At 71.8% G+C, this 22,630-nt stretch carries 23 protein-coding genes; 18 read left to right on the top strand and 5 right to left on the bottom strand.

Translation table 11 applies throughout. The annotated features are described in order from the left end of the window. Positions 1-94: 94 nt before the first annotated feature. The 3 genes from FPV26_RS04195 to FPV26_RS04185 are packed head-to-tail and all read left to right on the top strand — an operon-like array spanning position 95 to position 4,178. The gene (locus FPV26_RS04195) at positions 95-1,258 is read left to right on the top strand and encodes an acyl-CoA dehydrogenase family protein (RefSeq protein ID WP_147652461.1); all 1,164 of its coding nucleotides are present in this window, start codon (positions 95-97) and stop codon (positions 1,256-1,258) included. A 36-nt stretch (positions 1,259-1,294) separates the two neighbouring features. Beyond that, positions 1,295-1,855, top strand: coding sequence for a GNAT family N-acetyltransferase (locus tag FPV26_RS04190; RefSeq protein ID WP_147652460.1), 561 nt, complete (start codon positions 1,295-1,297; stop codon positions 1,853-1,855). A gap of 49 nt (positions 1,856-1,904) precedes the next feature. Next, a complete protein-coding gene (locus FPV26_RS04185; protein WP_147652459.1) occupies positions 1,905-4,178 on the top strand; it encodes a thiamine pyrophosphate-dependent enzyme in 2,274 nt (757 codons plus the stop codon). A gap of 18 nt (positions 4,179-4,196) precedes the next feature. On the opposite strand, the gene FPV26_RS04180 is transcribed toward FPV26_RS04185, so the two are convergent. From FPV26_RS04180 to ygfZ, 3 genes are all read right to left on the bottom strand, one after another. Then, positions 4,197-5,642 (bottom strand): XVIPCD domain-containing protein, encoded by a 1,446-nt coding sequence (locus tag FPV26_RS04180; RefSeq protein ID WP_147652458.1) that lies wholly within the window; start codon positions 5,640-5,642, stop codon positions 4,197-4,199. Between the two features lie 186 nt (positions 5,643-5,828). Next, a complete protein-coding gene (locus FPV26_RS04175; RefSeq protein WP_147652457.1) occupies positions 5,829-6,617 on the bottom strand; it encodes a hypothetical protein in 789 nt (262 codons plus the stop codon). Positions 6,618-6,786: 169 nt separating this feature from the next. After that, positions 6,787-7,665: a CAF17-like 4Fe-4S cluster assembly/insertion protein YgfZ gene (gene ygfZ / locus FPV26_RS04170; RefSeq protein ID WP_147652456.1), complete on the bottom strand. Its 879-nt coding sequence runs from the start codon at positions 7,663-7,665 to the stop codon at positions 6,787-6,789. 28 nt (positions 7,666-7,693) lie between these two features. Here ygfZ and FPV26_RS04165 point away from each other — a divergent pair, with 28 nt between their 5' ends. The 15 genes from FPV26_RS04165 (at position 7,694) to kdsB (ending at position 20,985) form a co-directional block, all read left to right on the top strand. Then, entirely contained in the window at positions 7,694-7,870 is a 177-nt protein-coding gene (locus FPV26_RS04165) for a DUF1674 domain-containing protein (RefSeq protein ID WP_246109199.1), read from the top strand. A gap of 72 nt (positions 7,871-7,942) precedes the next feature. After that, positions 7,943-8,332, top strand: coding sequence for a succinate dehydrogenase, cytochrome b556 subunit (gene sdhC, locus FPV26_RS04160; RefSeq protein WP_147652455.1), 390 nt, complete (start codon positions 7,943-7,945; stop codon positions 8,330-8,332). Beyond that, positions 8,329-8,712: a succinate dehydrogenase, hydrophobic membrane anchor protein gene (gene sdhD / locus FPV26_RS04155; RefSeq protein ID WP_147652454.1), complete on the top strand. Its 384-nt coding sequence runs from the start codon at positions 8,329-8,331 to the stop codon at positions 8,710-8,712. Before sdhC ends, sdhD begins: the two co-directional genes overlap by 4 nt. A gap of 4 nt (positions 8,713-8,716) precedes the next feature. Next, complete coding sequence (gene sdhA, locus FPV26_RS04150; RefSeq protein WP_147652453.1) at positions 8,717-10,507, top strand: succinate dehydrogenase flavoprotein subunit; 1,791 nt, start codon at positions 8,717-8,719, stop codon at positions 10,505-10,507. A 9-nt stretch (positions 10,508-10,516) separates the two neighbouring features. After that, positions 10,517-11,302 (top strand): succinate dehydrogenase iron-sulfur subunit, encoded by a 786-nt coding sequence (locus FPV26_RS04145; protein ID WP_147652452.1) that lies wholly within the window; start codon positions 10,517-10,519, stop codon positions 11,300-11,302. A 31-nt stretch (positions 11,303-11,333) separates the two neighbouring features. Then, positions 11,334-11,582, top strand: a complete 249-nt coding sequence (locus FPV26_RS04140) for an FAD assembly factor SdhE (RefSeq protein ID WP_147652451.1) — start codon at positions 11,334-11,336, stop codon at positions 11,580-11,582. Next, positions 11,533-11,982 carry a hypothetical protein gene (locus tag FPV26_RS04135; protein ID WP_147652450.1) on the top strand — a complete coding sequence of 150 codons (450 nt, stop codon included), beginning with the start codon at positions 11,533-11,535 and terminating at the stop codon, positions 11,980-11,982. Before FPV26_RS04140 ends, FPV26_RS04135 begins: the two co-directional genes overlap by 50 nt. Positions 11,983-11,987: 5 nt before the next feature. After that, positions 11,988-13,229: a lipoprotein-releasing ABC transporter permease subunit gene (locus FPV26_RS04130; protein WP_147652449.1), complete on the top strand. Its 1,242-nt coding sequence runs from the start codon at positions 11,988-11,990 to the stop codon at positions 13,227-13,229. Next, positions 13,222-13,932 carry a lipoprotein-releasing ABC transporter ATP-binding protein LolD gene (gene lolD / locus FPV26_RS04125; RefSeq protein WP_147652448.1) on the top strand — a complete coding sequence of 237 codons (711 nt, stop codon included), beginning with the start codon at positions 13,222-13,224 and terminating at the stop codon, positions 13,930-13,932. Before FPV26_RS04130 ends, lolD begins: the two co-directional genes overlap by 8 nt. Before the next feature lies 1 nt (position 13,933). Beyond that, positions 13,934-16,315, top strand: a complete 2,382-nt coding sequence (locus tag FPV26_RS04120) for a DNA internalization-related competence protein ComEC/Rec2 (RefSeq protein WP_147652447.1) — start codon at positions 13,934-13,936, stop codon at positions 16,313-16,315. 4 nt (positions 16,316-16,319) lie between these two features. Then, positions 16,320-17,024, top strand: coding sequence for a MotA/TolQ/ExbB proton channel family protein (locus FPV26_RS04115; RefSeq protein ID WP_181952547.1), 705 nt, complete (start codon positions 16,320-16,322; stop codon positions 17,022-17,024). Positions 17,025-17,028: 4 nt separating this feature from the next. Further along, on the top strand, positions 17,029-17,466 hold the full coding sequence (locus FPV26_RS04110; protein ID WP_147652445.1) for an ExbD/TolR family protein: 438 nt from the start codon (positions 17,029-17,031) through the stop codon (positions 17,464-17,466). Beyond that, positions 17,463-19,211 (top strand): lipid A export permease/ATP-binding protein MsbA, encoded by a 1,749-nt coding sequence (gene msbA, locus FPV26_RS04105; RefSeq protein ID WP_147652444.1) that lies wholly within the window; start codon positions 17,463-17,465, stop codon positions 19,209-19,211. Before FPV26_RS04110 ends, msbA begins: the two co-directional genes overlap by 4 nt. Beyond that, complete coding sequence (gene lpxK, locus FPV26_RS04100; RefSeq protein ID WP_147652443.1) at positions 19,208-20,224, top strand: tetraacyldisaccharide 4'-kinase; 1,017 nt, start codon at positions 19,208-19,210, stop codon at positions 20,222-20,224. The genes msbA and lpxK overlap by 4 nt, the downstream gene beginning before the upstream one ends. Then, entirely contained in the window at positions 20,221-20,985 is a 765-nt protein-coding gene (gene kdsB / locus FPV26_RS04095; protein WP_147652442.1) for a 3-deoxy-manno-octulosonate cytidylyltransferase, read from the top strand. The genes lpxK and kdsB overlap by 4 nt, the downstream gene beginning before the upstream one ends. A gap of 48 nt (positions 20,986-21,033) precedes the next feature. Here the strand turns inward: kdsB and asd are convergent, their stop codons facing one another. Both asd and FPV26_RS04085 read right to left on the bottom strand, forming a co-directional pair. Beyond that, the gene (gene asd / locus FPV26_RS04090) at positions 21,034-21,912 is read right to left on the bottom strand and encodes an archaetidylserine decarboxylase (protein WP_147652441.1); all 879 of its coding nucleotides are present in this window, start codon (positions 21,910-21,912) and stop codon (positions 21,034-21,036) included. Further along, positions 21,909-22,556 carry an SCO family protein gene (locus FPV26_RS04085; protein WP_147652440.1) on the bottom strand — a complete coding sequence of 216 codons (648 nt, stop codon included), beginning with the start codon at positions 22,554-22,556 and terminating at the stop codon, positions 21,909-21,911. The genes asd and FPV26_RS04085 overlap by 4 nt, the downstream gene beginning before the upstream one ends. Positions 22,557-22,630: the final 74 nt, after the last annotated feature.

Raw genomic sequence — 22,630 nt, 5'->3', positions numbered from 1 at the left:
GCGCGACCGACGGACGGGGCCGGAGCGATCCGGCCCCGTTTTCGTTCCGGGCCTCCGATAGAATGTCGGGCTTTCCTCCCGACCAGACCGCGCCATGGCCCTGCACCCCTACGACCTCTACGACGTCCGCTCCCTGCTGTCCGAAGAAGAGCGCGCGGTGCAGGACACCGTGGCCCGCTTCACCGACGAGCGGGTGCTGCCGATCATCGGCGACTGCTTCGACGAGGGCCGCTTCCCGAAGGAACTGATCCCGGAGATCGCCGAGCTCGGCCTGCTCGGTTCGTCGCTGCCGGAACAGTACGGCTGCGCCGGCCTCAACGCGGTCAGCTACGGCCTGATCTGCCAGGAGCTCGAGCGCGGCGACTCGGGCATCCGCAGCTTCGTCAGCGTGCAGTCCTCGCTGTGCATGTACCCGATCTACGCCTACGGCAGCGAGGAACAGCGCATGCGCTGGCTGCCGGACATGGCCAAGGGCAAGGTGATCGGCTGCTTCGGCCTGACCGAGCCGCACGGCGGTTCCGACCCGGCCAACATGAAGACCCACGCGCGCCGCGACGGCGGCGACTGGGTCCTCAACGGCGCCAAGATGTGGATCACCAACGGCAACCTGGCCGACATCGCCATCGTCTGGGCGCAGACCGACGAGGGCATCCAGGGCTTCGTGGTCGAGAAGGGCATGGCGGGCTTCGCCGCGCAGGAGATCAAGCACAAGATGAGCCTGCGCGCCTCGGTGACCAGCGCGCTGTACTTCGACAACGTACGCGTGCCGGAGGCCAACCGCCTGCCGAACGTGAAGGGCCTGAAGGGCCCGCTCGGCTGCCTGACCCAGGCCCGCTACGGCATCACCTGGGGCCCGATCGGTGCCGCGATCGCGTGCCTGGACGAGGCCCTGAACTATTCCAGGGAGCGCGTGCTGTTCGGGCGCCCGGTCGCCGCCACCCAGAGCGCGCAGATCAAGCTCGCCGACATGGCGCGCCGGATCACCCTGGCGCAGCTGCTCAGCCTCCAGCTCGGCCGCCTCAAGGACGCCGGCCGGATGCAGCCGCAGCAGGTCAGCCTGGCCAAGTGGAACAACTGCCGCATGGCCATCGACATCGCCCGCGAATGCCGCGACCTGCTCGGCGGCGCCGGCATCACCACCGAGCACGCCGCGATCCGCCACGCCCTGAACCTGGAGTCGGTGATCACCTACGAGGGCACCGAGACCGTGCACCAGCTAGTGATCGGCCGCGAGCTGACCGGGATCAACGCGTTCTGAGCGTCGCGCCCGCGCAGGCGGGCGCCAGGGTGGCCCATGAACGTTCCCGACGTGCAGCTCGAAACCGAGCGCCTGATCCTGCGCCTGCCGCGGATCGAGGATTTCGACCGCTACGCGGAGCTGTTCGCGCATGAAGGCTCGCACCACATCGGCGGCCCGCTCACGCGCGGCGACGCCTGGCGCCGGTTCCTGCAGATGCCGGGGGCCTGGATGCTGCAGGGCTTCGCCATGTTCTCGGTGGTCGAGAAGGCGAGCGGCCTGTGGGTGGGACAGGCCGGGCCGTGGTATCCGGACGGCTGGCCGGGCACGGAAGTGGGCTACGCCTTCCACCCCGACGCCTGGGGCAAGGGTTACGCCACCGAGGCCTGTGCGGCGGCGATGGACTGGGCCTTCGAGGTGCTGGGCTGGATCGAGGTGATCCATTCCATCGCCCCGGACAACCTCGCCTCGCAGGCGGTCGCGCGCCGGCTCGGTTCGCGCCTGCGCGGCCCGGGTCGGCTGCCGGCGCCGCTGGACTCGCACCCGATCGAGATCTGGGGCCAGACCCGCGAGGAATGGCGCGCGCGCCGGGTCCTCGGGGCGACCCGTTCCACCTGATCCACCTTCACCGCAGCCCTCTCCCGCGTCGGGAGAGGGGGAGACCACGATGTTCGCCACCGTTCCGAACCCGATCCCCGCCCGCATGAAGGGCGTCAACCGCGCCGAGATCTGCGACCAGAACTTCGTCGAGTTCGTGAAGGGCTGGAACGGCCCGCGCGACGTCCGTCCGGCCGCGCACGAACCGATCCTGGACGGCAGCGCGCTCGATGCGCAGGGCTTCCGCGAGCTGTTCGAGTCGCAGCTGATCTCGCGCCACCTCGACCTGATGGCGCGCGTGCTGCGGGTGCAGAACAAGGTCTTCTACACCATCGGTTCGAGCGGCCACGAAGGCAACGCGATGGTGGCGCGGCTCACCCGGCACACCGACCCGGCGTTCCTGCACTACCGCTCCGGCGGCTTCATGGCCGAGCGCTTCCGCAAGCTGCCGGGCATGGACCCGATCATGGATTCGGCGCTGAGCTTCGCCGCCAGCGCCGAGGATCCGGCCAGCGGCGGCCGGCACAAGGTGTGGGGCAGCAAGCCGCTGTGGGTGCTGCCGCAGACCTCCACCATCGCCTCGCACCTGCCCAAGGCGCTGGGCACCGCGGTCGCGATCGAGGCCGCGCCGCGCATCGGCCACACCTTGCCGGTGCCGCAGGACAGCATCGTGGTCTGCTCCTTCGGCGACGCCTCGGCCAACCACGCCACCGCCCAGACCGCGTTCAACGCCGCGGCCTGGACCGCGTACCAGAAGCTGCCGGCGCCGGTGCTGTTCGTGTGCGAGGACAACGGCATCGGCATCTCGGTGAAGACGCCCAGCGGCTGGATCGCCAACCGCTTCCGCGACATGGACGGGCTGGACTACTTCTACGCCGACGGCCTGGACCTCGCCGCCGGCTACGGCGACGTGCAGGCCGCGGTGGAGCACTGCCGGCGCACGCGCCGCCCGACCTTCCTGCACCTGCGCACCACCCGGATCATGGGCCACGCCGGCACCGACTTCGAGATCGAGTGGCGCTCGATCGAGGAACTGTGCGCGGTCGAGGCCACCGATCCGCTGCTGCGTTCTGCCGCGATCGCGCTCGAATCCGGGCTGATGTCGAAGGACGAGGTGCTGGCGCTGTACGAGGACATCCGCAAGCGCTGCTTCGCCGCCGCGGAGGAGGCCGACCGCCGGCCGAAGCTGCAGACGCTGGAGGAGGTGGTGGCGCCGCTGGCGCCGCACACGCCGGACGCGGTGGCTGCCGAGGCCGCCCGCGCCGATTACGCCGAGCGCCGGCAGCAGGCGTTCGGCGGCGAGGCGAAACTGCCGGAAAGGCAGCCGCCGCGGCACCTGGCCATCCAGATCAACAACGCCCTGCACGACCTGTTCTGCAAGTACCCCGAGGCGCTGCTGTTCGGCGAGGACGTGGCGCAGAAGGGCGGCGTGTACACGGTGACCAAGGGCCTGTACAAGGCCTTCGGCCCGCGTCGCGTGTTCAACACCCTGCTCGACGAGACCATGATCCTGGGCCTGGCGCAGGGCTACGCCAACATGGGGATGCTGCCGTTCCCCGAGATCCAGTACCTGGCCTACTTCCACAACGCCTGCGACCAGATCCGCGGCGAGGCCTGCTCGCTGCAGTTCTTCAGCAACGGCCAGTACCGCAATCCGATGGTGATGCGCATCGCCTCGCTGGGCTACCAGCGCGGGTTCGGCGGCCATTTCCACAACGACAACTCGATCACCGCGCTGCGCGACATCCCGGGCCTGGTCGTCGGCTGCCCCTCGCGCGGCGACGACGCGGCGCTGATGCTGCGCACGCTGGCGGCGATGGCGAAGGTGGACGGCCGCGTGTGCGCGTTCCTGGAGCCGATCGCGCTGTACATGACCAAGGACCTGTACGAGCCCGGCGACGGCCTGTGGCTGACCGAATACCCGGCGCCGGACCAGGCGATGCCGTACGGCGAGGGCCGGGTGTACGGCGAGGGCGACGACCTGGTGGTGTTCACCTTCGGCAACGGCGTGCCGATGAGCCTGCGCGCCGCGCGCGAGATCGAGCGCAAGCACGGCTGGAAGGTGCGGGTGGTGGACCTGCGCTGGCTGGTGCCGCTCAACGAGGCGTACATCCGCGAGCAGGCCAGCACCGCCAGGCGCATCCTGATCGTGGACGAGGGCCGCCGCAGCGCCGGCGTGGGCGAGGGCATCATCACCGCGATCGTCGAGGGCGGTTACGGTGCGCGTCCGTTCAAGCGCGTGGTCGGCGCCGACACCTACACCCCGCTGGCCGGCGCCGCGTTCCTGGTGATCCCGTCGGAAGCCGACATCGTCGCCGCGGCGGACGAGCTGGCGCGGGCCTGAGGGCGGAGGACTGCCCGGCTACATCCGCCGCCCGTGCCCGCCGCGGGCGAGCTCGTCGGATCCCGGTGCCTGCTGCCATGCCAGCGGCATGGTTTGGGCACGCGCCTGCGCGGCGTTGATGTCCTCGGCCTGCCGATAGCGCATGTCGGCCGGCTGCGACAAGGCCTCCGCCGTGGGCATCCGCGCAAGGTTGGCCGCCGGATCGGCACTGGCGTACGGGCCGGTGCGGGCCAGATGCAGGATCTCGCCGGCCGCGTACCGCTCCGTGGCCCGGTTGCAGGCCAGGTGCAGCTCGTCCCGCGCGGTGAAGCCCATCCGTTTGGCCATGACCAGGGCGCTGGCGGCCAGGCGGTCGCTGTACTCGTCCCAGCCCTTGCCGGCCTGCCGGTCCAGCGCACGCACGTGTACGCGCAGCGTCTCGAGTAGCGCGTGGTCCGGATGGCCGGGGTCGGCGGGGGTGCGCGGATCCACGCGCAGCAAGGTGGTGATTCGGCCGCCCTGGCCGGTCATGTGCAGCTCCACTACCCCGTCACGGGTCCGCACCGACTGCAGATCGTCGGGGTTGATGCGGCTCCACTGGCCGCTGATGTACGCATAGCCCTGCCCGTTCCGGTTCCAGTGCACGAAATCGTTGCCCGACACGTAGTAGCCGGCTTGGCGTCTGCCGTTGCGGATCTGAGGCTCGCCCTCGGACAGCGTGATGCCGCGGTCAAGTGCGCGGATGAAGCGGACGGATGCCTCTGGGGTGAGGAACAGCGAGCGCACCATGTCGTACTCGAAACCGAGGTTCGGGTTCGACTGGTTGGGCATGTGCGCCGCAACCGGTCCGACCAATGGGTTCGCGACCACATTGGCCCATGCCCGTGACAGCGGATTCCTCGGCACCGTATTGCGCAGTGCATTGAACACGTCAATGCCGCGCAGCGCGTTGTCTGCGCCGCTCTGGATGTAATCCGGGCGGCCATTGCGTTGGTTGGGCAACAGGGCATCGATCGCAGCCTTGACCTGATCCACGGATGTCAGCTTTCCGGTCTCGACGCGGCGCATGATGCTGGGCCAGTAGCCGTTGCCGGCCTGGTTCTGCAGCTTCATGAACATGCCGGCGAGCCGCGCCTGATCGTCGTTTGAGGCATTGCGGTAGAGGTCGGTGCGCTGCAGGCGTTCGATGGCGGAATCGCCGTTGCCGCGCGCCGCGTCAACTGCAGTCATTCTGTTGACGTGCTGCGTGTCCAGCCCGTGGACGAAGGTCCGTCCCGCATCGGACGCGAGGAAGCGGTCGAGATTGGTGCGGTCGATGTCAACCGCGCCGGCCGCGCGCATCTCGCGGCCGGTGCGCTGCAGCGCCGTGAGCATGTTGTCGTATGCACCGGGCGCCAGTTCCAGTACGGCGCGATCTGGCTGTTTCGCCGCCCAGTGCCGGTAGCTGTCGAGCGCGCGCCACTTCGGGATGCTGGCCCAGGTCAATCTGCAGCGTTCCGAACGAATATCCGCTGTTGCCCACCGGATCCATGCGCCCGCCGGCCAGCACGTTGCCGGAGAAGCTCAGGCGGTAGGACACGTCGAGGCCGCCGATGCTGCCCTCGGACGTCACGCCGACAGCGAAGTATGCTGCAGCCTTCAGATCTTCCTCTGTCAACGGGGTCGGATTGGTCATGGCACCTCTGCCTGTTCGTTGCCTGCCAGGCAGGCTTGCATCCATGGCGCTTCGGACAGCGCATGCATGTCCGTCGCAGCGTCTTCCGCCCGTTCGAAATCGGCGAAGCACGCACCGTCCTCGCCGTCGAGATCACCGAGTTTCCCGTCGCAAAGACGCAAGGGCCTGTCGATGGCTTCCCACCCCGCCTCGCAGGCAGTGCGGGTTTCGCTGCCAGGGCGGCCGCAAATTCGCGTGCGCCGGGCCTCGGTCGTCGAGAGAGCGCGCCCTACGATCCTGCCTTGGTACAGAGCGCCAGATGCGAAGTAGGACCAGATTCCACAGATGCGTTCGCCGCGTTGCTGCAGCACGTAGCGGCTGCATTGCTCCGGCATCGAGGTATCGTCGCAGGCCTGCCAGACGCCAGCGAACGGGCCGGATGCGTCGGGGAATGGGGCGTCTGTGGCCACCGGCTCTGCGCCAGCCCGGGCTGCCTCGGCCGCAGGCGCGGCGATTCGAAGTTCAGACGCCGGAGGCGAGCTTGCGCACGCGGCAAGTGCCAGTGCAGCGATCATGCTCAAGCTGCACAGCTGCGCCTTCGTTCGTGGGATTGCCGCCAGGGCCACCGCACTGGCGGCGACATCGTAGGCGGTGCCATTCTCGTCCAACGGCTCAGTCGATCCAACTTGCATTTCGGTGACGGGTTCCTCCCTGGAAAGTTGGCCGGAAGACGTCGGCATGGGCGCATGTGCGCAGCCGCCCAGCGCGAGCGAAACGAGAAGAAGGGGAGTATTCCGGGCAGGCATGCGTGTCGTCCTTGCGGCATGGATGGTCTGCGCAGGACTATACAACCCGGGCTCGCGAGGGCTTTGCGTGCGTGCCGGTTTGGCGGCGTGGTCCTCCTGCGGTGGTCCCGTGCGACCGTTCGGCACGGTCTTCCCCGGTTTCGCCCGCAGGCCGTATTCCGACAGTGCGCTAGCGGGCCAGGCCGTCGAACAGCGGGCGTTCGCGCACGGGCACCTCGCCGGCGCGCAGCGCGAGGCCGGGCTCGCGCTCCAGCGGCAGCACCGCCAGGGCGACGGCGTGCGCGTCGGTCTCGACCGCGCTGACCAGGGTACCCAGCGAGCGCTCGCCGTCATGCACCTGTTCGCCGGCGCGCAGCGGCGCGTCGGCCTCGAACAGGACCAGGCCGCGCTTGGCCTGGCCGAGGAAGTGGGTGCGGGCGACGATCTCCTGGCCCGGGTAGCAGCCCTTCTTCACGCTGTAGGCGCGCAGCCGCTCCAGTGAAAGCATCTGTGGCGTCCACTCCTCCGCCTGCGAGGTGGGCAGGCGGGGCAGGCCATGGCGCAGGTCGAACGCGGCCCAGCGCGCGACGGCCTCGGCCGACGGCGGCAGCGCCGGGGCGTCCCCGGTGCGGATCTCGAGCGTGCGCATCCCGCCTTCGGCGGAGAGGTCGAGTTCGACGCCGGCATCGTCGCCGTGCAGTGTCGCCCCCTGCGCCCGCGCGGGCGCGGCGAAGCGGCCGGACACCAGGCAGTCGGTGCGCGGCCGCAACGCGACCTTGCTGCGGAACACGTAGCGCTGCAGCTTCGCCGCCAGCTCCTGCGGATCGGTGTCGGGCAGCAGCAGCCACAGGCGTTCCGGCGCCAGCTTGAGCAGGGCGAACAGCGCGATCACCCGTCCCTTCGGGGTGAGCCAGCCGTTCCACTGCCACTGGCCGACGGGCAGCGCGGCCACGTCGTTCATGAACTGCGCGTGGGCGAATGCCCCGGCGTCGCGGCCCTCCAGCTCGAGCACGCGGTGGTCGGGGAGCGGGAACGGGCCGCCGGGTGCGGCCTGCGGGTTGTCCGGCATCGGGGGCGGGTCTTACACTTTCACGGCTGTGAACCCGCAAATCATAGGCCAATCCACCCCCGCGCCCGGCAGCGACCCGGCCGAGGCTCCCGCGCAGGAGCCGGCCGCGCGTCCCGTGCCCGCGAAGGAGATCGGCGGCCGCGACGGCCCCGACCCGACGCGCTACGGCGACTGGGAGAAGAACGGCCGCTGCATCGATTTCTGATCCGCCGCCTTCCCCGCGGAAGGTCCGACAGCCACGCGGCGCAAGCCGCCCAGCCGGGAGACGACATCGCCCATGGCGCAACGCGAACGTCCCTTGTCGCCGCACCTGCAGGTGTACCGGTGGCAGATCACGATGGTCATGTCCATCCTCCACCGCGCCAGCGGCATCGTGCTCACGCTCGGCGCCTTCGGCCTGGCGTGGTGGCTGCTGGCGATGGCCGCCGGCGGCGGGCAGGCCGCCTTCGCCGCCGAATGCCTGGCTTCGCCGTTCGGCCGGGTGGCGCTGTTCGGCTTCTCGCTGGCGCTGGTCTACCACCTGCTCAACGGCCTGCGGCATCTGCTGTGGGACATCGGCCGGGGCTACGAGATCCCCGACCTGTACAAGTCCGGCTACACCGTCGCCGCGCTGACCGCGGTGTTCACCGCCGCGATCTGGATCGTGGCCCTCGGAGGTGCGGCATGAGCGACCTGCGCACGCCCATCGCCCGCGCGCGCGGGCTCGGCTCGGGCAAGACCGGCACCGACCATTTCTGGTGGCAGCGCGTCACCGCAGTGGCGCTGGCGCTGCTGGTGCCGTGGCTGATCGGCCTGCTGGTGTCGCTGGTCGGCGCCGACGTCGCCACGGTGCGCGAGGCGCTCGCCCGGCCGTGGAACGCGATCCTGCTCTCGGCCTTCGTCGTCGCCCTGTTCTGGCACGCCAGGCTCGGCATCCAGGTCGTGATCGAGGACTACGTGCACGTGCGCGCGGCCGAGATCGCGCTGCACCTGGCCAACACCTTCCTCTGCGCGGTGGGCGCGCTGGCGTCGCTGTACGCCGTGGCCCGCATCGCCCTGACAGCGTGAGCCCATGACGACCGCCTACAAGATCACCGAACACAAGTACGACGTCGTCGTGGTCGGCGCCGGCGGCGCCGGCCTGCGCGCGACCTTCGGCCTGGCCGCCAAGGGCCTGCAGACCGCGTGCCTGACCAAGGTCTTCCCGACCCGTTCCCACACCGTGGCCGCGCAGGGCGGCATCTCCGCCGCGCTCGGCAACATGGGCGAGGACGACTGGCGCTTCCACTTCTACGACACGATCAAGGGCTCGGACTGGCTCGGCGACCAGGACGCGATCGAGTACATGTGCCGCGAGGCCATCCCCGCGATCATCGAGCTCGAGCACTACGGCGTGCCGTTCTCGCGCACCGAGGACGGCCGCATCTACCAGCGCCCGTTCGGCGGCATGACCACGCACTACGGCAAGGGCATCGCCCAGCGCACCTGCGCCGCCGCCGACCGCACCGGCCACGCGATCCTGCATACGCTGTACCAGCAGTCGCTCAAGCACGACGCGCGCTTCTTCATCGAGTACTTCGCCCTCGACCTGATCATGGACGAGGAGGGCGCCTGCCGCGGCGTGCTGGCCCTGGACATGGCCGAGGGCACGCTGCACCTGTTCCGCGCCCACGGCGTGGTGCTGGCCACCGGCGGCTACGGCCGCGCCTACTTCAGCGCCACCTCCGCCCACACCTGCACCGGCGACGGCGGCGGCATGGCGCTGCGCGCCGGCCTGGGCATGCAGGACATGGAGTTCGTGCAGTTCCACCCGACCGGCATCTACGGCGCCGGCTGCCTGATCACCGAGGGCGTGCGCGGCGAGGGCGGCATCCTGCGCAACGCCAACGGCGAGCGGTTCATGGAGCGCTACGCGCCCAACGCCAAGGACCTGGCCTCGCGCGACGTGGTCAGCCGCTCGATGACGATCGAGATCCGCGAGGGCCGCGGCGTCGGCCCGCTCAAGGACCACATCCACCTCGACCTGACCCACCTCGACCCGAAGGACATCCACGAGAAGCTCCCCGGCATCGCCGAGAGCGCGCGCATCTTCGCCGGCGTGGACGTCACCAGGGAGCCGATCCCGGTGATCCCGACCGTGCACTACAACATGGGCGGCATTCCGACCAACTACCACGGCGAGGTGGTGCAGCTGAGGAACGGCGACCCCGACGCGGTGGTGCCCGGCCTGTACGCGATCGGCGAGGCCGCCTGCGTCTCGGTGCACGGCGCCAACCGCCTCGGTTCGAACTCGCTGCTCGACCTGGTGGTGTTCGGCCGTGCGGTCGCCAACCGCTGCGCCGAGACCATCCGCTCCGGCGCGCCGCACAAGCCGCTGGCACGCGACGCCTGCGACAGGTCGCTCGCCAACCTCGACCGCATCCGCAACGCCAGCGGCTCGCTGCCGACGGCGAAGATCCGCCTCGACATGCAGCGCGCGATGCAGGAGGACGCGGCGGTGTTCCGCACTGGCGAAACCCTGGCCCAGGGCGTGCGCCGGATCCGCGAGATCCACGCCTCGTTCGCCGATGTCAAGGTGTCCGACCGCTCGCTGGTCTGGAACTCCGACCTGATCGAGACCCTGGAGCTGCAGAACCTGCTCGCCCAGGCGCTGGCCACCATCGTCTCGGCCGAGAACCGCACCGAGTCGCGCGGCGCGCATGCGCGCGAGGACTACCCCGAGCGCGACGACGCCAACTGGCAGAAGCACACCGTGTGCTGGGTGGACGATGCCGGCAACACCCGCATCGATTACCGCCCGGTACACATGTACACGCTGACCGACGACGTCGAGGTCGTCCCGCCCAAGCCGCGCGTCTACTGAGGACCGTCCATGGCCCAGTTCACCCTCCCGCAGAACTCCAGGATCCAGAAGGGGCGCCACTGGCCCGCGCCGGCTGGCGCGAAGCAGGTGCGCACGTTCAAGGTGTACCGCTGGAACCCGGACGACGGCCTCAACCCGCGCGTGGACACCTACGAGGTGGACGTGGGCGACTGCGGGCCGATGGTCCTGGACGCGCTGATCAAGATCAAGAACGAGATCGATCCCACACTCACCTTCCGCCGCTCCTGCCGCGAGGGCATCTGCGGCTCGTGCGCGATGAACATCGACGGCACCAACACGCTGGCCTGCACCAAGGCGATCAGCGACTGCAGCAAGGACGAGGTGCCGATCTATCCGCTGCCGCACATGCCGGTGATCAAGGACCTGGTCCCGGATCTGACCCACTTCTACGCCCAGTACGCCTCGATCCGGCCCTGGATCCGCACCCAGACCCCGCCGCCGCCGGACCGCGAGCGGCTGCAGTCGAAGGAGGACCGGGCCAAGCTCGACGGGCTGTACGAGTGCATCCTGTGCGCCTGCTGCTCGACGTCCTGCCCGAGCTACTGGTGGAACGGCGACCGCTACCTGGGCCCGGCGATCCTGCTGCAGGCCTACCGCTGGATCGTGGACTCGCGCGACGAGGACACCGGCGCGCGCCTGGACGAGCTCGAGGACCCGTTCAAGCTCTACCGCTGCCACACCATCATGAACTGCGCGCGCACCTGCCCGAAGGGCCTGAACCCCGCGCGCGCGATCGGCGAGATCAAGAAGCTGATGCTCGCCCGCCGCGGTTGATGGTTTGGTGTCCGATCCTCCTGCTGCGCGGATGAGCGACGAAGCCGAGCTGCGCCGCCTGCGCTGGCGCTGCCGCCGCGGCATGCGCGAGCTGGATCAGCTGCTCGAGCGCTGGCTCGACCGCGGCTGGGCGCAGTCTTCCGAAGCCGAGCGCGGCGCTTTCCTACGGCTGCTGGATTGCGAGGACGATAGGCTCTGGCGCTGGTTCCTCGGCCACGAGACGCCCGACGATGACGCCCTCCGCGCGCTGGTCGAACGCATCCGCGCCCTGCCGCATTGAATGGCGGCCCTCGCGGCTGCTCGCCTGCGCGTTGCGCCTGCTGGGCGTCCTGGGCGCGCTGTCGGCGCTGGCCTCGGAGATGCCAGGCGCGTTCGCCTGGCCCGTGGCCGCGGCTGCACTGGCCTGGGTGTCGTTCCTCGCCTGCGCCGAGGCGGCCCGGCCCGCACGTGTGCTGACCTGGCCGGCGACGGGCGCGCCGCTGCTCGACGGCGTGCCGCTCCAGACGGCTTGCCTGCGCTGGCGCGGTCCGCTGGCGTTCCTGCACTGGCGCAGCGCGGACGGCCGCGCCGGACGGCTGGCCTGGTGGCCGGACACGCTCGACCCGGCCGCGCGGCGTGAACTGCGGCTGGCCGCCGAGCGCCATGCCGTTTCGCGGCGCGCGGCCGGGATGCGAGGATAGGGCGGATGTTCAAGCCCATCCCCGTCGCCATCGGCCTGCGCTACCTCCGCGCCAAGCGCCGCAACGGCTTCATCTCCTTCATCTCGCTCGCCTCGATCCTGGGCATTGCGCTCGGCGTCACCGCGCTGATCACCACGCTCGCGGTGATGAGCGGGTTCCAGCGCGAGATCCGCGACCGCATGCTGCAGATGGCCGCGCACGCCACCGTCAGCGGCTACGGCGAGCCGCTGCAGGACTGGCCGCGCGCCGTGCGCGAGGCGCTGACCGACCGGCGTGTGGCCGGCGCGGCGCCGTACATCGAGACCGAGGCGCTGCTGCGCGGGGCCCGCAACCAGCCGGCGATCGTGCGCGGGGTGGTGCCGGCGGAGGAACGCAAGGTGTCGGTGCTGGGGGAGAAGGTGGTCGCCGGCAGCCTCGACAGCCTGCGCCCGGGCGAGTTCAACATCGTGCTCGGCAAGGAGCTGGCGCTGTGGCTGGGCGTGGGCGTGGGCGACAGCGTGATCGTGACCACCGACTTCCAGGCCACGCCGATGGGCGCGGTGCCGCAGCTCAAGCGCTTCACCGTCAGCGGCATCTTCGAGGCCGGCTACAACGAGTTCGACAAGGGCCTGGCCGTGGTCCACCTCGCCGACGCGCAGCGGCTGCTGCGCATGCGCGACGGCGTGACCGGGGTGCGGCTGCGGCTGCACGACATGGACCAGGCGTTCGAGGTCGCGCGCGACCTGGCCCTGCGCCTGCAGGGGCCGTTCCGGGTCAGCGACTGGACCACCGAGAACGCCAACATGTTCCGCGCCCTGAAGATGGAAAAGACGGTGATGGCGATCCTGCTGTCGCTGCTGATCGCGATGGGCGCCTTCAACCTGGTGTCCTCGCAGGTGATGCTGGTGACCGACAAGCAGGCCGACATCGCGATCCTGCGCACCCTCGGCCTGACCCCGCGCGCGGTGATGCAGGTGTTCATGGTGCAGGGCTCGCTGATCGGCGTGATCGGCACCGTGCTGGGGGTGGCGGGCGGGATCACCCTGACCCTGAACCTGCAGCACATCCTGTCCGCGATCGAGGCCGTGTTCGGCGTGACCCTGCTGCCCTCGGACGTGTACTACATCACCGGCCTGCCGACCGAGCTGAAGGCCGACGACGTGCTCGCGATCGCGCTGGTCGCGCTCGGCATGGCGTTCGCGGCCACCCTGTATCCGGCCTGGCGCGCGGCGCGCACGGCCCCGGCGGAGGCGCTGCGCTATGAGTGAGCGGGGGGCGGACGGCGCGGTGATCCGCTGCGAGAACCTCGGCAAGACCTATGCCGAAGGCAGGCTGCGCACGCCGGTGTTCGCCGGGCTCGAGTTCGGCGTCCGTGCCGGCGAGACGGTGGCGATCCTCGGCCCGTCCGGCGCCGGCAAGAGCACCCTGCTGCACCTGCTCGGCGGCCTGGACGTGCCGACCGAGGGCGAGGTGTACGTCACCGGGCAGAAGATGAGCGCGCTGCCGGACGCCGAGCGCGGCCGCCTGCGCAACCGCGCGCTCGGCTTCGTGTACCAGTTCCACCATCTGCTGCCGGAGTTCACCGCGCTGGAAAACGTGATGCTGCCGGTGCTGCTCGCCGGCACCGGGGTGGAGGAGGCGGCGCGCCGCGCGCGTGAACTGCTCGAGGCGGTCGGCCTGGGCCATCGCCTGGAGCACAAGCCCGGCGAGCTCTCCGGCGGCGAGCGCCAGCGCACCGCGGTGGCGCGGGCGCTGGTCAACCGTCCGGCCTGCGTGCTCGGCGACGAGCCCACCGGCAACCTCGACGAGCGCACCGCAGCGAAGGTGTTCGCGCAGATGCTCGAGCTCAACCGCGCCCAGCGCACCAGCCTGGTGCTGGTGACCCACGACCGCGGCCTGGCGCGCCAGCTCGACCGCGTGCTCGAGCTGCACGAGGGCCGGCTCAGGGAACTCGCTCCGGACGAGGTGTGAGATGCAGGCAGCGGCAGGGACGCCGCGATTCGGACCACCGGTGGCGCTGGCATGGCTGGCGGGCACGGGGCTGTGCCTGCTGTTGCCGCGGCTGCCGGGCGGGCCGTGGCTGGTATTGGCCTGCGCAGGCGGGCTTGCGGCCTGGTGGCGGTACGGCGACTGGCGACGCATCGCGGGGGCACTGCTGCTCGGGTTCGGCCTGTGCGGGTTGCACGCGGCAGCCTCGCTGGCGGGACAGCTGCCGCAGCCGCTGGAAGGCGCGGACGTGGTCGTGGCCGGCGGCATCGTCGAGCTGCCGCTGCACGAGACGCGACGCACGCGCTTCCTGTTCCGGGTGGATGGGACGGCCGCGCAGCCGCCGGCGCTGCGCGGACGCCTGCTGCGGCTGGCCTGGTACGACGACGATCCCCGCCCACGTGCCCGGCTCCGGGCCGGATCGCGCTGGCAGTTCACCGTCCGCCTGCGCGCGCCGCGCGGCCTGCGCAATCCCGGCGCCGCGGACGGGGAGAAGCACGCCTTCGCCCAGCGCATCGCCGCCAGCGGTTACGTACGCCAACCGCGGGATGCGCGCCTGCTGGCGCCGCCGGCGGGGGTGGATGCATGGCGCGAGCGAACCTCGGCGCGCATCGCCGCGGCGGTTCCGCTGCCCGCCGCGCGCTTCGTCCGCGCGCTCGCCCTCGGCGACACCCGTGGTCTCGACGACACGGACTGGGAGCGGTTGCGCGCCGCGGGCCTGACCCATCTGATCGCGATCTCCGGCTTCCATGTCGGGCTGGTCGCCGGCTTCGCCGCGTTGCTGGCCGGCGCGCTGTGGTGGCTGTGGCCCCGGCTCGGGTATTGGCTGCCGCGGCAGCAGGGGGCGGCGGTCGCCGGCCTGCTCGGCGCGGCCGGGTATGCGGCCGTGGCCGGTTTCGCGCTGCCGACCGTGCGCACCGTGCTGATGATCGCGGTGGTGGTCGCGGCGCGGCTCGCGCGGCGCAGCCTTTCCACCGCGCAGGCGCTGGCGCTGGCCGCGATCGCGGTGCTCGCGGCCGATCCGCTAGCGGTCCTGGGCGCCGGCTTCTGGCTCAGTTTCGTCGGCGTGGCCTGGCTGCTGTGGTGCCTGCCGCCGGAAGCCGAACGGCGCCCACTGCGCGATCTGGTGTCGGCGCAGGCGGTGGCGAGCCTGGGCTTGTTGCCGCTGACCGCGGCGCTGTTCGGTCAGGCCTCGCTGGCCGGGCCGCTGGTCAACCTGCTGGCGGTGCCGTGGTGGAGCCTGGTGGTGGTGCCGCTGGCGCTGCTCGGCACGCTGCTGGAGACGTTGTGGAGCGGTGCCGGCGAGTGGGCCTGGCGCTGGGCGGCGCAGGCGTTCGAGCCGAGTTGGCGGCTGTTCGGGTGGCTGGCGGAGGGGCCGCTGGCGCTGTGGTGGCTGCCCGAAGCGGGCTGGTTCGCGTTGCCGCTGGCGCTGCTCGGCGCGTTCTGGCTGCTGTTGCCGCGCGGCGTGCCGGGCAAACCGCTCGCGCTGCTGCTGTGGTTGCCGCTGCTGTGGCCGGATCGCGCGCTGCCCGCGCGCGGCGAGGTCGAGCTGGTGGTGGTGGACGTGGGGCAGGGGCTGGCGGTGCTGGTGCGCACCGCACGCCATGCGCTGCTCTACGACATGGGACCGGCGGTGCGTGACGGCTTCGACGCCGGCGAACGCGCGGTCGCGCCGGCGCTGCGCGGCCTCGGCGTGGCGCGGCTGGACATGGCGGTGGTGAGCCACGACGACAGCGACCATGCGGGCGGCTGGCCGGCGGTACGGCGGCAGTTCCCGGTGGCCGCGGTGCTGGCGCCGCCGGACAGCGCCACCCCGGCCACCCGGCGTTGCGTGGCGGGGCAGCGCTGGACCTGGGACGGCGTGGAGTTCCGGGTGCTGCATCCCACGCCGCACTTCCCGTACCTGGAGAACGAATCGAGCTGCGTGCTGCGGGTGCAGGGCGCCCACGGCAGCGCCCTGCTCACCGGCGACATCGGCGAGGTGATCGAACGCATGTTGGTGCGCCGCGATCCCGCCGCGTTGCGCACGGACGTGGTGCTGGCGCCGCACCACGGCAGCCGCGGCTCGTCCGATCCTGCCTTCGTCGCCGCCGCCGGGGCCCGTGTGGCGGTGTTCTCCACCGGCGCCGACAACCGCTTCCGCCATCCGCGTCCGGAGGTGGTGGCGCGCTGGTGCGCATCGGGCGCGGCCGCCTACGACACCGCGCGTTCGGGCGCGCTGCGGATCCGCCTGGGCGCGGACGGGATCGAGGTCGGCGAGCATCGCCGCAGCCGGCGCCGGCTCTGGGACGCCGCGCAGCGGCGCGGACAGGACGCTGGGCTATGCTATCGGCCGGTGGTTCGAACGGCCGTGGAGCCGGGAGTGTAGGGGCGTGCTGGAACTGGTGCGGGCAGGCGGGTGGCCGATGATCCCGCTGCTGCTGCTGTCGGCGATCGCGCTGGCGATCATCGTCGAGCGGTTCTGGAGTCTGCGGCGCAAGGTAGTGCTGCCGCCGGGCCTGGGCGCCGAGGTGCGGGCCTGGGCGGTGCGCGGCCGGCTCGATCCGGCGCACATCGAGTCGCTGCGCCGGACCTCGCCTCTGGGCGCGCTGCTGGCCGCCGCGCTCGACGTGCGCCACCGTCCGCGCGAGGAGATCCGCGAGCGGGTCGAGGACGTCGGCCGCCACCTCGTGCACCGCATGGAGCGGTTCCTGAACACGCTCGGCACCATCGCCGCCGCGGGCCCGTTGCTGGGCCTGTTCGGCACCGTGGTCGGCATGATCCAGATGTTCCTGGGCATCCTCGACCACGGCATCGGCGACGTGAACGAGCTCGCCGGCGGCATCGGCAAGGCGCTGGTGTGCACTGCCACCGGCATGATCGTGGCGATCCCGGCGCTGGTCTTCCACCGCTACTTCCGCGGCCGCATCGCCGAATACATCGTGGACATGGAGCACGAGGCGTTCCAGCTGATGGACGCCATGGATCCGCGTTCGGCCGCGCATCAGCGGCTGGTCGCGGCGGCCGCTGCGCGCGCGGCGGGGAACGCCACCGCTTCCGCGCCGACTCCCGCCGCCCCGGCCCCCGCCGCCGACTGACGCCATGCGCATCCGCGACCATCGCGCCGACGACGAGCCGGAGATCAACCTGGTCCCGCTCATCGACGTGATCCTGGTGCTGATCATCTTCTTCGTGCTCACCACCACCTTCGACGCGCGCTCGGTGCTCAAGCTGCAGCTGCCGCAGGCGCAGGGCGAGCCCGCGCGCGAGCAGGCGCGGGCGCTGAGCGTGCTGGTCAACGCGGAAGGCCGCTACTTCGTCGAGGACCGCGAGGCGTTGCGCACCGACGTCGAGTCGCTCAAGGACACCCTGCGCGAGGTGGCCGGCGACGACCGCGAGCGGCCGGTGCTGCTGCGCGCCGACGCGCGCACCCCGCACCAGGCGGTGGTGACCGCGCTCGATGCGCTCGGCCAGCTCGGCTTCTCCAGGGTCTCGATCGCGACCGCGCCGGAGCAACGCAGCCCCGGGGGTGCACGATGAGCCAGGTCACCCCGGCCTGGCCGATCTACCGCCGCCTGCTCGGCCACGCCCTGCGCTACTGGCCGCTGCTGCTGGCCGCGTTCGCCGGCATGATGGTCGAGGCGGTGGCCGGTGGCGCGTTCGTGCAGTTGATGGAGCCGCTGGTCAACGAGGGGTTCGTGGATCCGAACCCGCGCATGGCGGTGCTGCTGCCGCTGGCGATCGTCGGCCTGTTCCTCGTCCGCGGCCTGGCCACCTTCGTCGTGGACTACGGCATGGCCCGCGCCGGCCGCAGCGTGGTGCGCGACCTGCGCGAGCTGGTGCTGGCCAAGTACCTGCGCCTGCCGAGCGCGCACTTCGACCGCGAGCCGGTGCCGGGCATGGTCAGCCGGCTCAACTTCGACACCGAGCAGGTGGCGCAGGCCAGCTCGGACGCGCTCAAGGTGATCGTCACCGACAGCCTCACCATCGCCTACCTGCTGGGCGTGATGCTGAGCAAGTCGGTGAAGGTGACGCTGGCGATGGTGCTGATCGCGCCGCTGATCGGCGTGATCGTGATGTACGTGGGCCGCCGCTACCGCCGCATCAGCACCGGCATCCAGGAAGGGATGGGGCGCATGGCGCAGGCCGCCGAGCAGTCGCTGGCCGCGCAGCAGGACGTCAAGGTACATGGCGCGCAGGACTACGAGACCTCGCGCTACGCGCGCCTGGCCAACCGCATCTTCCGCCTCAACCTCAAGGTCGAGACCACGCGCGCGGCGGCCTCGGCGCTGGTGCAGCTGCTGGCCGCGGTCGCGCTCGCCGCGATCGTGTGGGTGGCCACGCGCGAGGCGCTGGCCGGGCGGCTCAATGCCGGCGAGTTCGTCGCGCTGATGACGGCGATGATGGGCATCATTCCCTCGCTGCGCCGGATCACCAGCATCCAGAGCGCGATCTCGCGCGGCGTGGCCGCCGCCGAGCGGGTGTTCGCCGTGCTCGATGCCGAGGAGGAGGCCGACCGCGGCACCCGGCCGCTCGCCCGCGCGCGCGGCGAGCTGGTGTTCGACGACGTCGGCCTGCGTTACGCCGGCGCCGACGGCGTGGCGCTGGAAGGGATCAGCTTCGCCGCGCGCCCGGGCACGGTGACCGCGATCGTGGGCCGCTCCGGCAGCGGCAAGACCAGCCTGGTGCGGCTGGTGCCGCGCTTCTACGAACCGACTACGGGCACGATCACGCTCGACGGCGTGCCGCTGCACGAGTACCGGCTGGCCGACCTGCGCCGCCAGATCGCGCTGGTCGGGCAGCGGGTGATGTTGTTCGACGACACCGTGGCGGCCAACATCGCCTATGCCAGCGATGCCGACCCCGCACGCCTGCGCGCGGCGGCCGAGGCGGCCAACGCCTGGGAGTTCATCGCGCGCCTGCCGCAGGGCCTGGACACGCCGGTCGGCGAGAACGGCGCGCTGCTGTCCGGCGGCCAGCGCCAGCGGCTCGCCATCGCGCGCGCGATCCTGCGCGACGCCCCGATCCTGATCCTGGACGAGGCCACCGCCGCGCTCGACAACGAGTCCGAACGGCTGGTGCAGGACGCGCTGGCGCGGCTGATGCCCGACCGCACCACGCTGGTGATCGCGCACCGGCTCTCGACCATCGAGCACGCCGACCAGGTGCTGGTGCTCGACCACGGCCGTCTGGTGGAACGCGGCACGCATGCCGAGCTGCTCGCGCAGGACGGCCTGTACGCGCACCTGTACCGCATGCAATTCCGCGAGGGCGGGGCGGGGTGAGCCGCGGGCGGGAACCGGACTGGTGGTGGCAGGACGGCGCCGTACCGCCGTGGCACGCGCGCGCGCTCGCGGCGGTCTATGGCGGCGTCACCGCGCTGCGCCGGCGCGCCTACGCCGCCAACCTGCTGCGCGCGCGGCGCGTGCCGGTGCCGGTGGTGGTGATCGGCAACCTGATCGCCGGCGGCGCCGGCAAGACGCCGCTGACCATCGCCGTGGTCGAACGGCTGCGCGCGGAGGGTTTCGTGCCGGGCGTGGCCAGCCGCGGCTACGGCCGCGCCGACGCGCGCACCGCGCTGTGGGCCGAGCCCGGCACCGACGCGGCCATGGCCGGCGACGAGCCGGTGCTGATCACGCGCTGCACCGGCGCGAAGGTGCGCGTGGACGCCGACCGCGCCGCCGCCGCGCAGGCGCTGGTCGCAGCCGGCTGCAACGTGGTGGTCTGCGACGACGGTCTGCAGCACTACCGGCTCGCGCGCGACGTGGAGATCGAAGTGGTGGACGGCGCGCGCCGCTACGGCAACCGCCGCCTGCTGCCCGCGGGCCCGCTGCGCGAGCCGCCGGAACGCGCCGCGCGTTGCGACTTCCGCGTGGTCAACGGCGGCGAGGCCGGCTTCGGCGAATGGCCGATGTCGCTGCGCCACGGCGATGCCCAGCCGCTCGGTGGCGGGCGCGCGGTGCCGCTGGCGGCCTTCGCCGGGCAGCGCGTGCACGCGGTCGCCGGCATCGGCCATCCGGAGCGTTTCTTCGCCCTGCTGCGTGCGCACGGCATCGCGGTGGTGCCGCATGCCTATCCCGACCATCACCGCTACACCGCCGCGGATTTCGAGTTCGGCAGCCGCCTGCCGGTGCTGACGACCGAAAAGGACGCGGTCAAGCTGTCGCCCGGCCTGGTGCCGGAGCCGGCCTACAGCATTCCCGTGCGCGCCGAGCTGCCGGAGGCGTTCTGGATCGCGCTCGTCGAGCGCGTGCGCCTGGCGGCCGCGGCGCTCCCCGCCAGATGGAGTCGTGCATGACCGGTTTCGTCGTCGCCATCCCCGCCCGCTACGCCGCCACGCGCCTGCCCGGCAAGCCGCTGCGCCCGCTCGGCGGCGAACCGCTGGTGCTGCACGTGGCGCGGCGCGCGCTCGCCGCCGGCGCGCGCGAGGTGTGGGTCGCCGCGGACGATCCGCGCATCGTCGAGGCGCTGACCGGCAGCGGCGTGCACATCGCGATGACCTCGCCCGACCATGCCTCGGGCACCGACCGCCTCGCCGAATGCGCCCGCATCGCCGGTTGGGACGCGGACACCATCGTGGTCAACCTGCAGGGCGACGAACCCTTCGCGCCGGCATCCGGGATCCGTACCGCGGCCGAAACGCTCGCCCGCAGCGGCGCGGAGATGGCCACGCTGGCCACGCCGGTCGAGGACGCAGCGATGCTGCTCGATCCGAACGCGGTCAAGGTGGTGTGCGCCGCCAACGGCGATGCGCTGTATTTCAGCCGCGCGCCGATCCCGTGGCCGCGCGATGCCTTCGCCCGCAGCCGCGAGGCGCTGCCCGCGGGCGGCCACTGGCTGCGCCACATCGGTCTGTACGCCTACCGCGCCGGCTTCCTGCAGCACTTCGCCGCGCTGCCGCCCGGGCGGCTGGAGCGGATCGAATCGCTGGAGCAGCTGCGCGTGCTCGAGGCCGGCCACCGCATCGCCGTCGCGCTCGCGCCCGAACCGTTCCCGCCCGGCGTGGACACCGAGGAGGACCTCGCCCGCGCCGAGCGCCACCTCGCCACGCTGCGCTGAGCCGGGTCGCTCCGCTGCGTCTGCGCCCGATCCGCGCGCGATCGCCGGTCAGGCCGGAAGCCGCCGCGCCAGCCGCTGCCCCAGCCGCACCGGCGCGCGGGCATACAGGGCTGGATCGAGCTCGGCCACGCCGCGCGGCAGCAGCACGATCACGGTCGAGCCGTAGTTGAAACGGGCCATCTCGGCGAAGCGTTCGAGCGTGATGCCGCGGCCGCGCCAGTCCTTGCGCACCACGTCGCCACCGTAGGGCGGGATCTCCACGCCGCTCCACACCGTCTCCACGCCGGAGACGAGCAGGGCGCCGACCATCACCACGCACATCGGGCCGAAGTCGCAGTCGAAGTGGCACACCAGCCGCTCGTTGCGCGCGAACAGCCGCGATACCGAGCCCACCGCGTCCTCGCCGACGCTGAACAGCCGGCCCGGCACGTGCACGGTCTCGCGCAGGGTGCCGGTCCAGGGCATGTGCACGCGGTGGTAGTCGCGCGGGGAGAGGTACACGGTGGCGAACACGCCGCCGTCGAACGCGGCCGCGGCCTGCGCGTCGGCCAGCAGCTCGGCGGTGGTGAAGCCGCGGCCCTTGGCCTGGAAGATGTGGCCGGCGTCCTCGTGCAGCACGCCTTCGCCGGCGCGGCCGATGTGGCCGCATTCACTGATGTGGCCGTCGGCCGGCATCAGGATCGCGCCGGGATCCGGATCCGGCGTGCGTGCGCCCGGGCGCAGGGCGCGGGTGAAGAAGGCGTTGAAGGTGGGATAGGCGCGCGGGTCGGGCTCGGCGGCCTCGCTCATGTCCACGCCGAAGCGGCGGATCACGGTGTCGATCAGCCACTGCTTGACGCGCGGATGGGTGGAGTACGCCAGCCGCCGCGCGAGCGAGGACAGTAGCCGGTGCGGCAGCGCGTAGGTGAGGGCGGTGACGGGACTCACGGGCGCTCGTCCGCGCGGGTCAGGGCCAGCAGGTCGGCCGCGATCTGCTTCGGCACCAGCGGCGGCGTGATCACCCCGGCCATCCGGCCCTGCGGGTCGAGCACGGCCAGGGCGGCGGAGTGGTCCACGCTGTACTGGTCGGCAGGCGCGCCCGCGGGCGGCGGCACCTTCATGAACACCAGCCCGAGCGCGCGGGTGAAGGCTTCGAGCGCGGGCAGGTCGCCGGTGGCGGCCAGGGTGTCGGGGTGGAAGGCATGGGCGTACTCGCCGGCGCGCTCGGGGGTGTCGCGCTCGGGATCCACCGAGACGAACAGCACCCGCGGCCGCACCGGCTCGGGCAGCGCGCTCCACTGCTTCTGCGCCTGGGCCAGCTCGGCCAGCGTGGTCGGGCAGATGTCCGGGCAGTGGGTGAAGCCGAGGAACACCACCGTCCAGTGCCCCTTGAGTTCGCCCGGCACCAGCGCGGTGCGGTCGGACTGGCGCAGGGAGAAGGCGGGCAGCGGGCGCGGCTGCGGCAGCAGGCGCACCGCCTCGGTCTTCGGCTGCGGCGGCGCGGACGGCGTGAACCAGCGTTGCGCGGCCCACAGGCCCAGGCCGGCGAACAGCGCGGCGACGAGAACGAGCAGGGTGGTGCGGTTGAACATGGCCAGGTCCGGCGGATCCGGCCGGCCATGATAGCGGCCGGCGGCCCTATAATCGCCAGCCTTTCGCCGCATTC

Origin of the sequence: Vulcaniibacterium gelatinicum, from assembly GCF_008033445.1 — a bacterium.
Classification (GTDB): Bacteria; Pseudomonadota; Gammaproteobacteria; order Xanthomonadales; family Xanthomonadaceae; genus Vulcaniibacterium_B; species Vulcaniibacterium_B gelatinicum.
This window is presented reverse-complemented; position numbering and strand designations above follow the sequence as displayed.

Coding starts and splice junctions, on each gene's coding strand:
- FPV26_RS04195 (WP_147652461.1), top strand. CDS start 95: ATGGCCCTGCACCCCTACGACCTCTACGACGTCCGCTCCCTGCTGTCC.
- FPV26_RS04190 (WP_147652460.1), top strand. CDS start 1,295: ATGAACGTTCCCGACGTGCAGCTCGAAACCGAGCGCCTGATCCTGCGC.
- FPV26_RS04185 (WP_147652459.1), top strand. CDS start 1,905: ATGTTCGCCACCGTTCCGAACCCGATCCCCGCCCGCATGAAGGGCGTC.
- FPV26_RS04175 (WP_147652457.1), bottom strand. CDS start 6,617: ATGCCTGCCCGGAATACTCCCCTTCTTCTCGTTTCGCTCGCGCTGGGC.
- ygfZ (WP_147652456.1), bottom strand. CDS start 7,665: ATGCCGGACAACCCGCAGGCCGCACCCGGCGGCCCGTTCCCGCTCCCC.
- sdhC (WP_147652455.1), top strand. CDS start 7,943: ATGGCGCAACGCGAACGTCCCTTGTCGCCGCACCTGCAGGTGTACCGG.
- sdhD (WP_147652454.1), top strand. CDS start 8,329: ATGAGCGACCTGCGCACGCCCATCGCCCGCGCGCGCGGGCTCGGCTCG.
- sdhA (WP_147652453.1), top strand. CDS start 8,717: ATGACGACCGCCTACAAGATCACCGAACACAAGTACGACGTCGTCGTG.
- FPV26_RS04145 (WP_147652452.1), top strand. CDS start 10,517: ATGGCCCAGTTCACCCTCCCGCAGAACTCCAGGATCCAGAAGGGGCGC.
- FPV26_RS04140 (WP_147652451.1), top strand. CDS start 11,334: ATGAGCGACGAAGCCGAGCTGCGCCGCCTGCGCTGGCGCTGCCGCCGC.
- FPV26_RS04135 (WP_147652450.1), top strand. CDS start 11,533: ATGACGCCCTCCGCGCGCTGGTCGAACGCATCCGCGCCCTGCCGCATT.
- FPV26_RS04130 (WP_147652449.1), top strand. CDS start 11,988: ATGTTCAAGCCCATCCCCGTCGCCATCGGCCTGCGCTACCTCCGCGCC.
- lolD (WP_147652448.1), top strand. CDS start 13,222: ATGAGTGAGCGGGGGGCGGACGGCGCGGTGATCCGCTGCGAGAACCTC.
- FPV26_RS04120 (WP_147652447.1), top strand. CDS start 13,934: ATGCAGGCAGCGGCAGGGACGCCGCGATTCGGACCACCGGTGGCGCTG.
- FPV26_RS04110 (WP_147652445.1), top strand. CDS start 17,029: ATGCGCATCCGCGACCATCGCGCCGACGACGAGCCGGAGATCAACCTG.
- msbA (WP_147652444.1), top strand. CDS start 17,463: ATGAGCCAGGTCACCCCGGCCTGGCCGATCTACCGCCGCCTGCTCGGC.
- kdsB (WP_147652442.1), top strand. CDS start 20,221: ATGACCGGTTTCGTCGTCGCCATCCCCGCCCGCTACGCCGCCACGCGC.
- FPV26_RS04085 (WP_147652440.1), bottom strand. CDS start 22,556: ATGTTCAACCGCACCACCCTGCTCGTTCTCGTCGCCGCGCTGTTCGCC.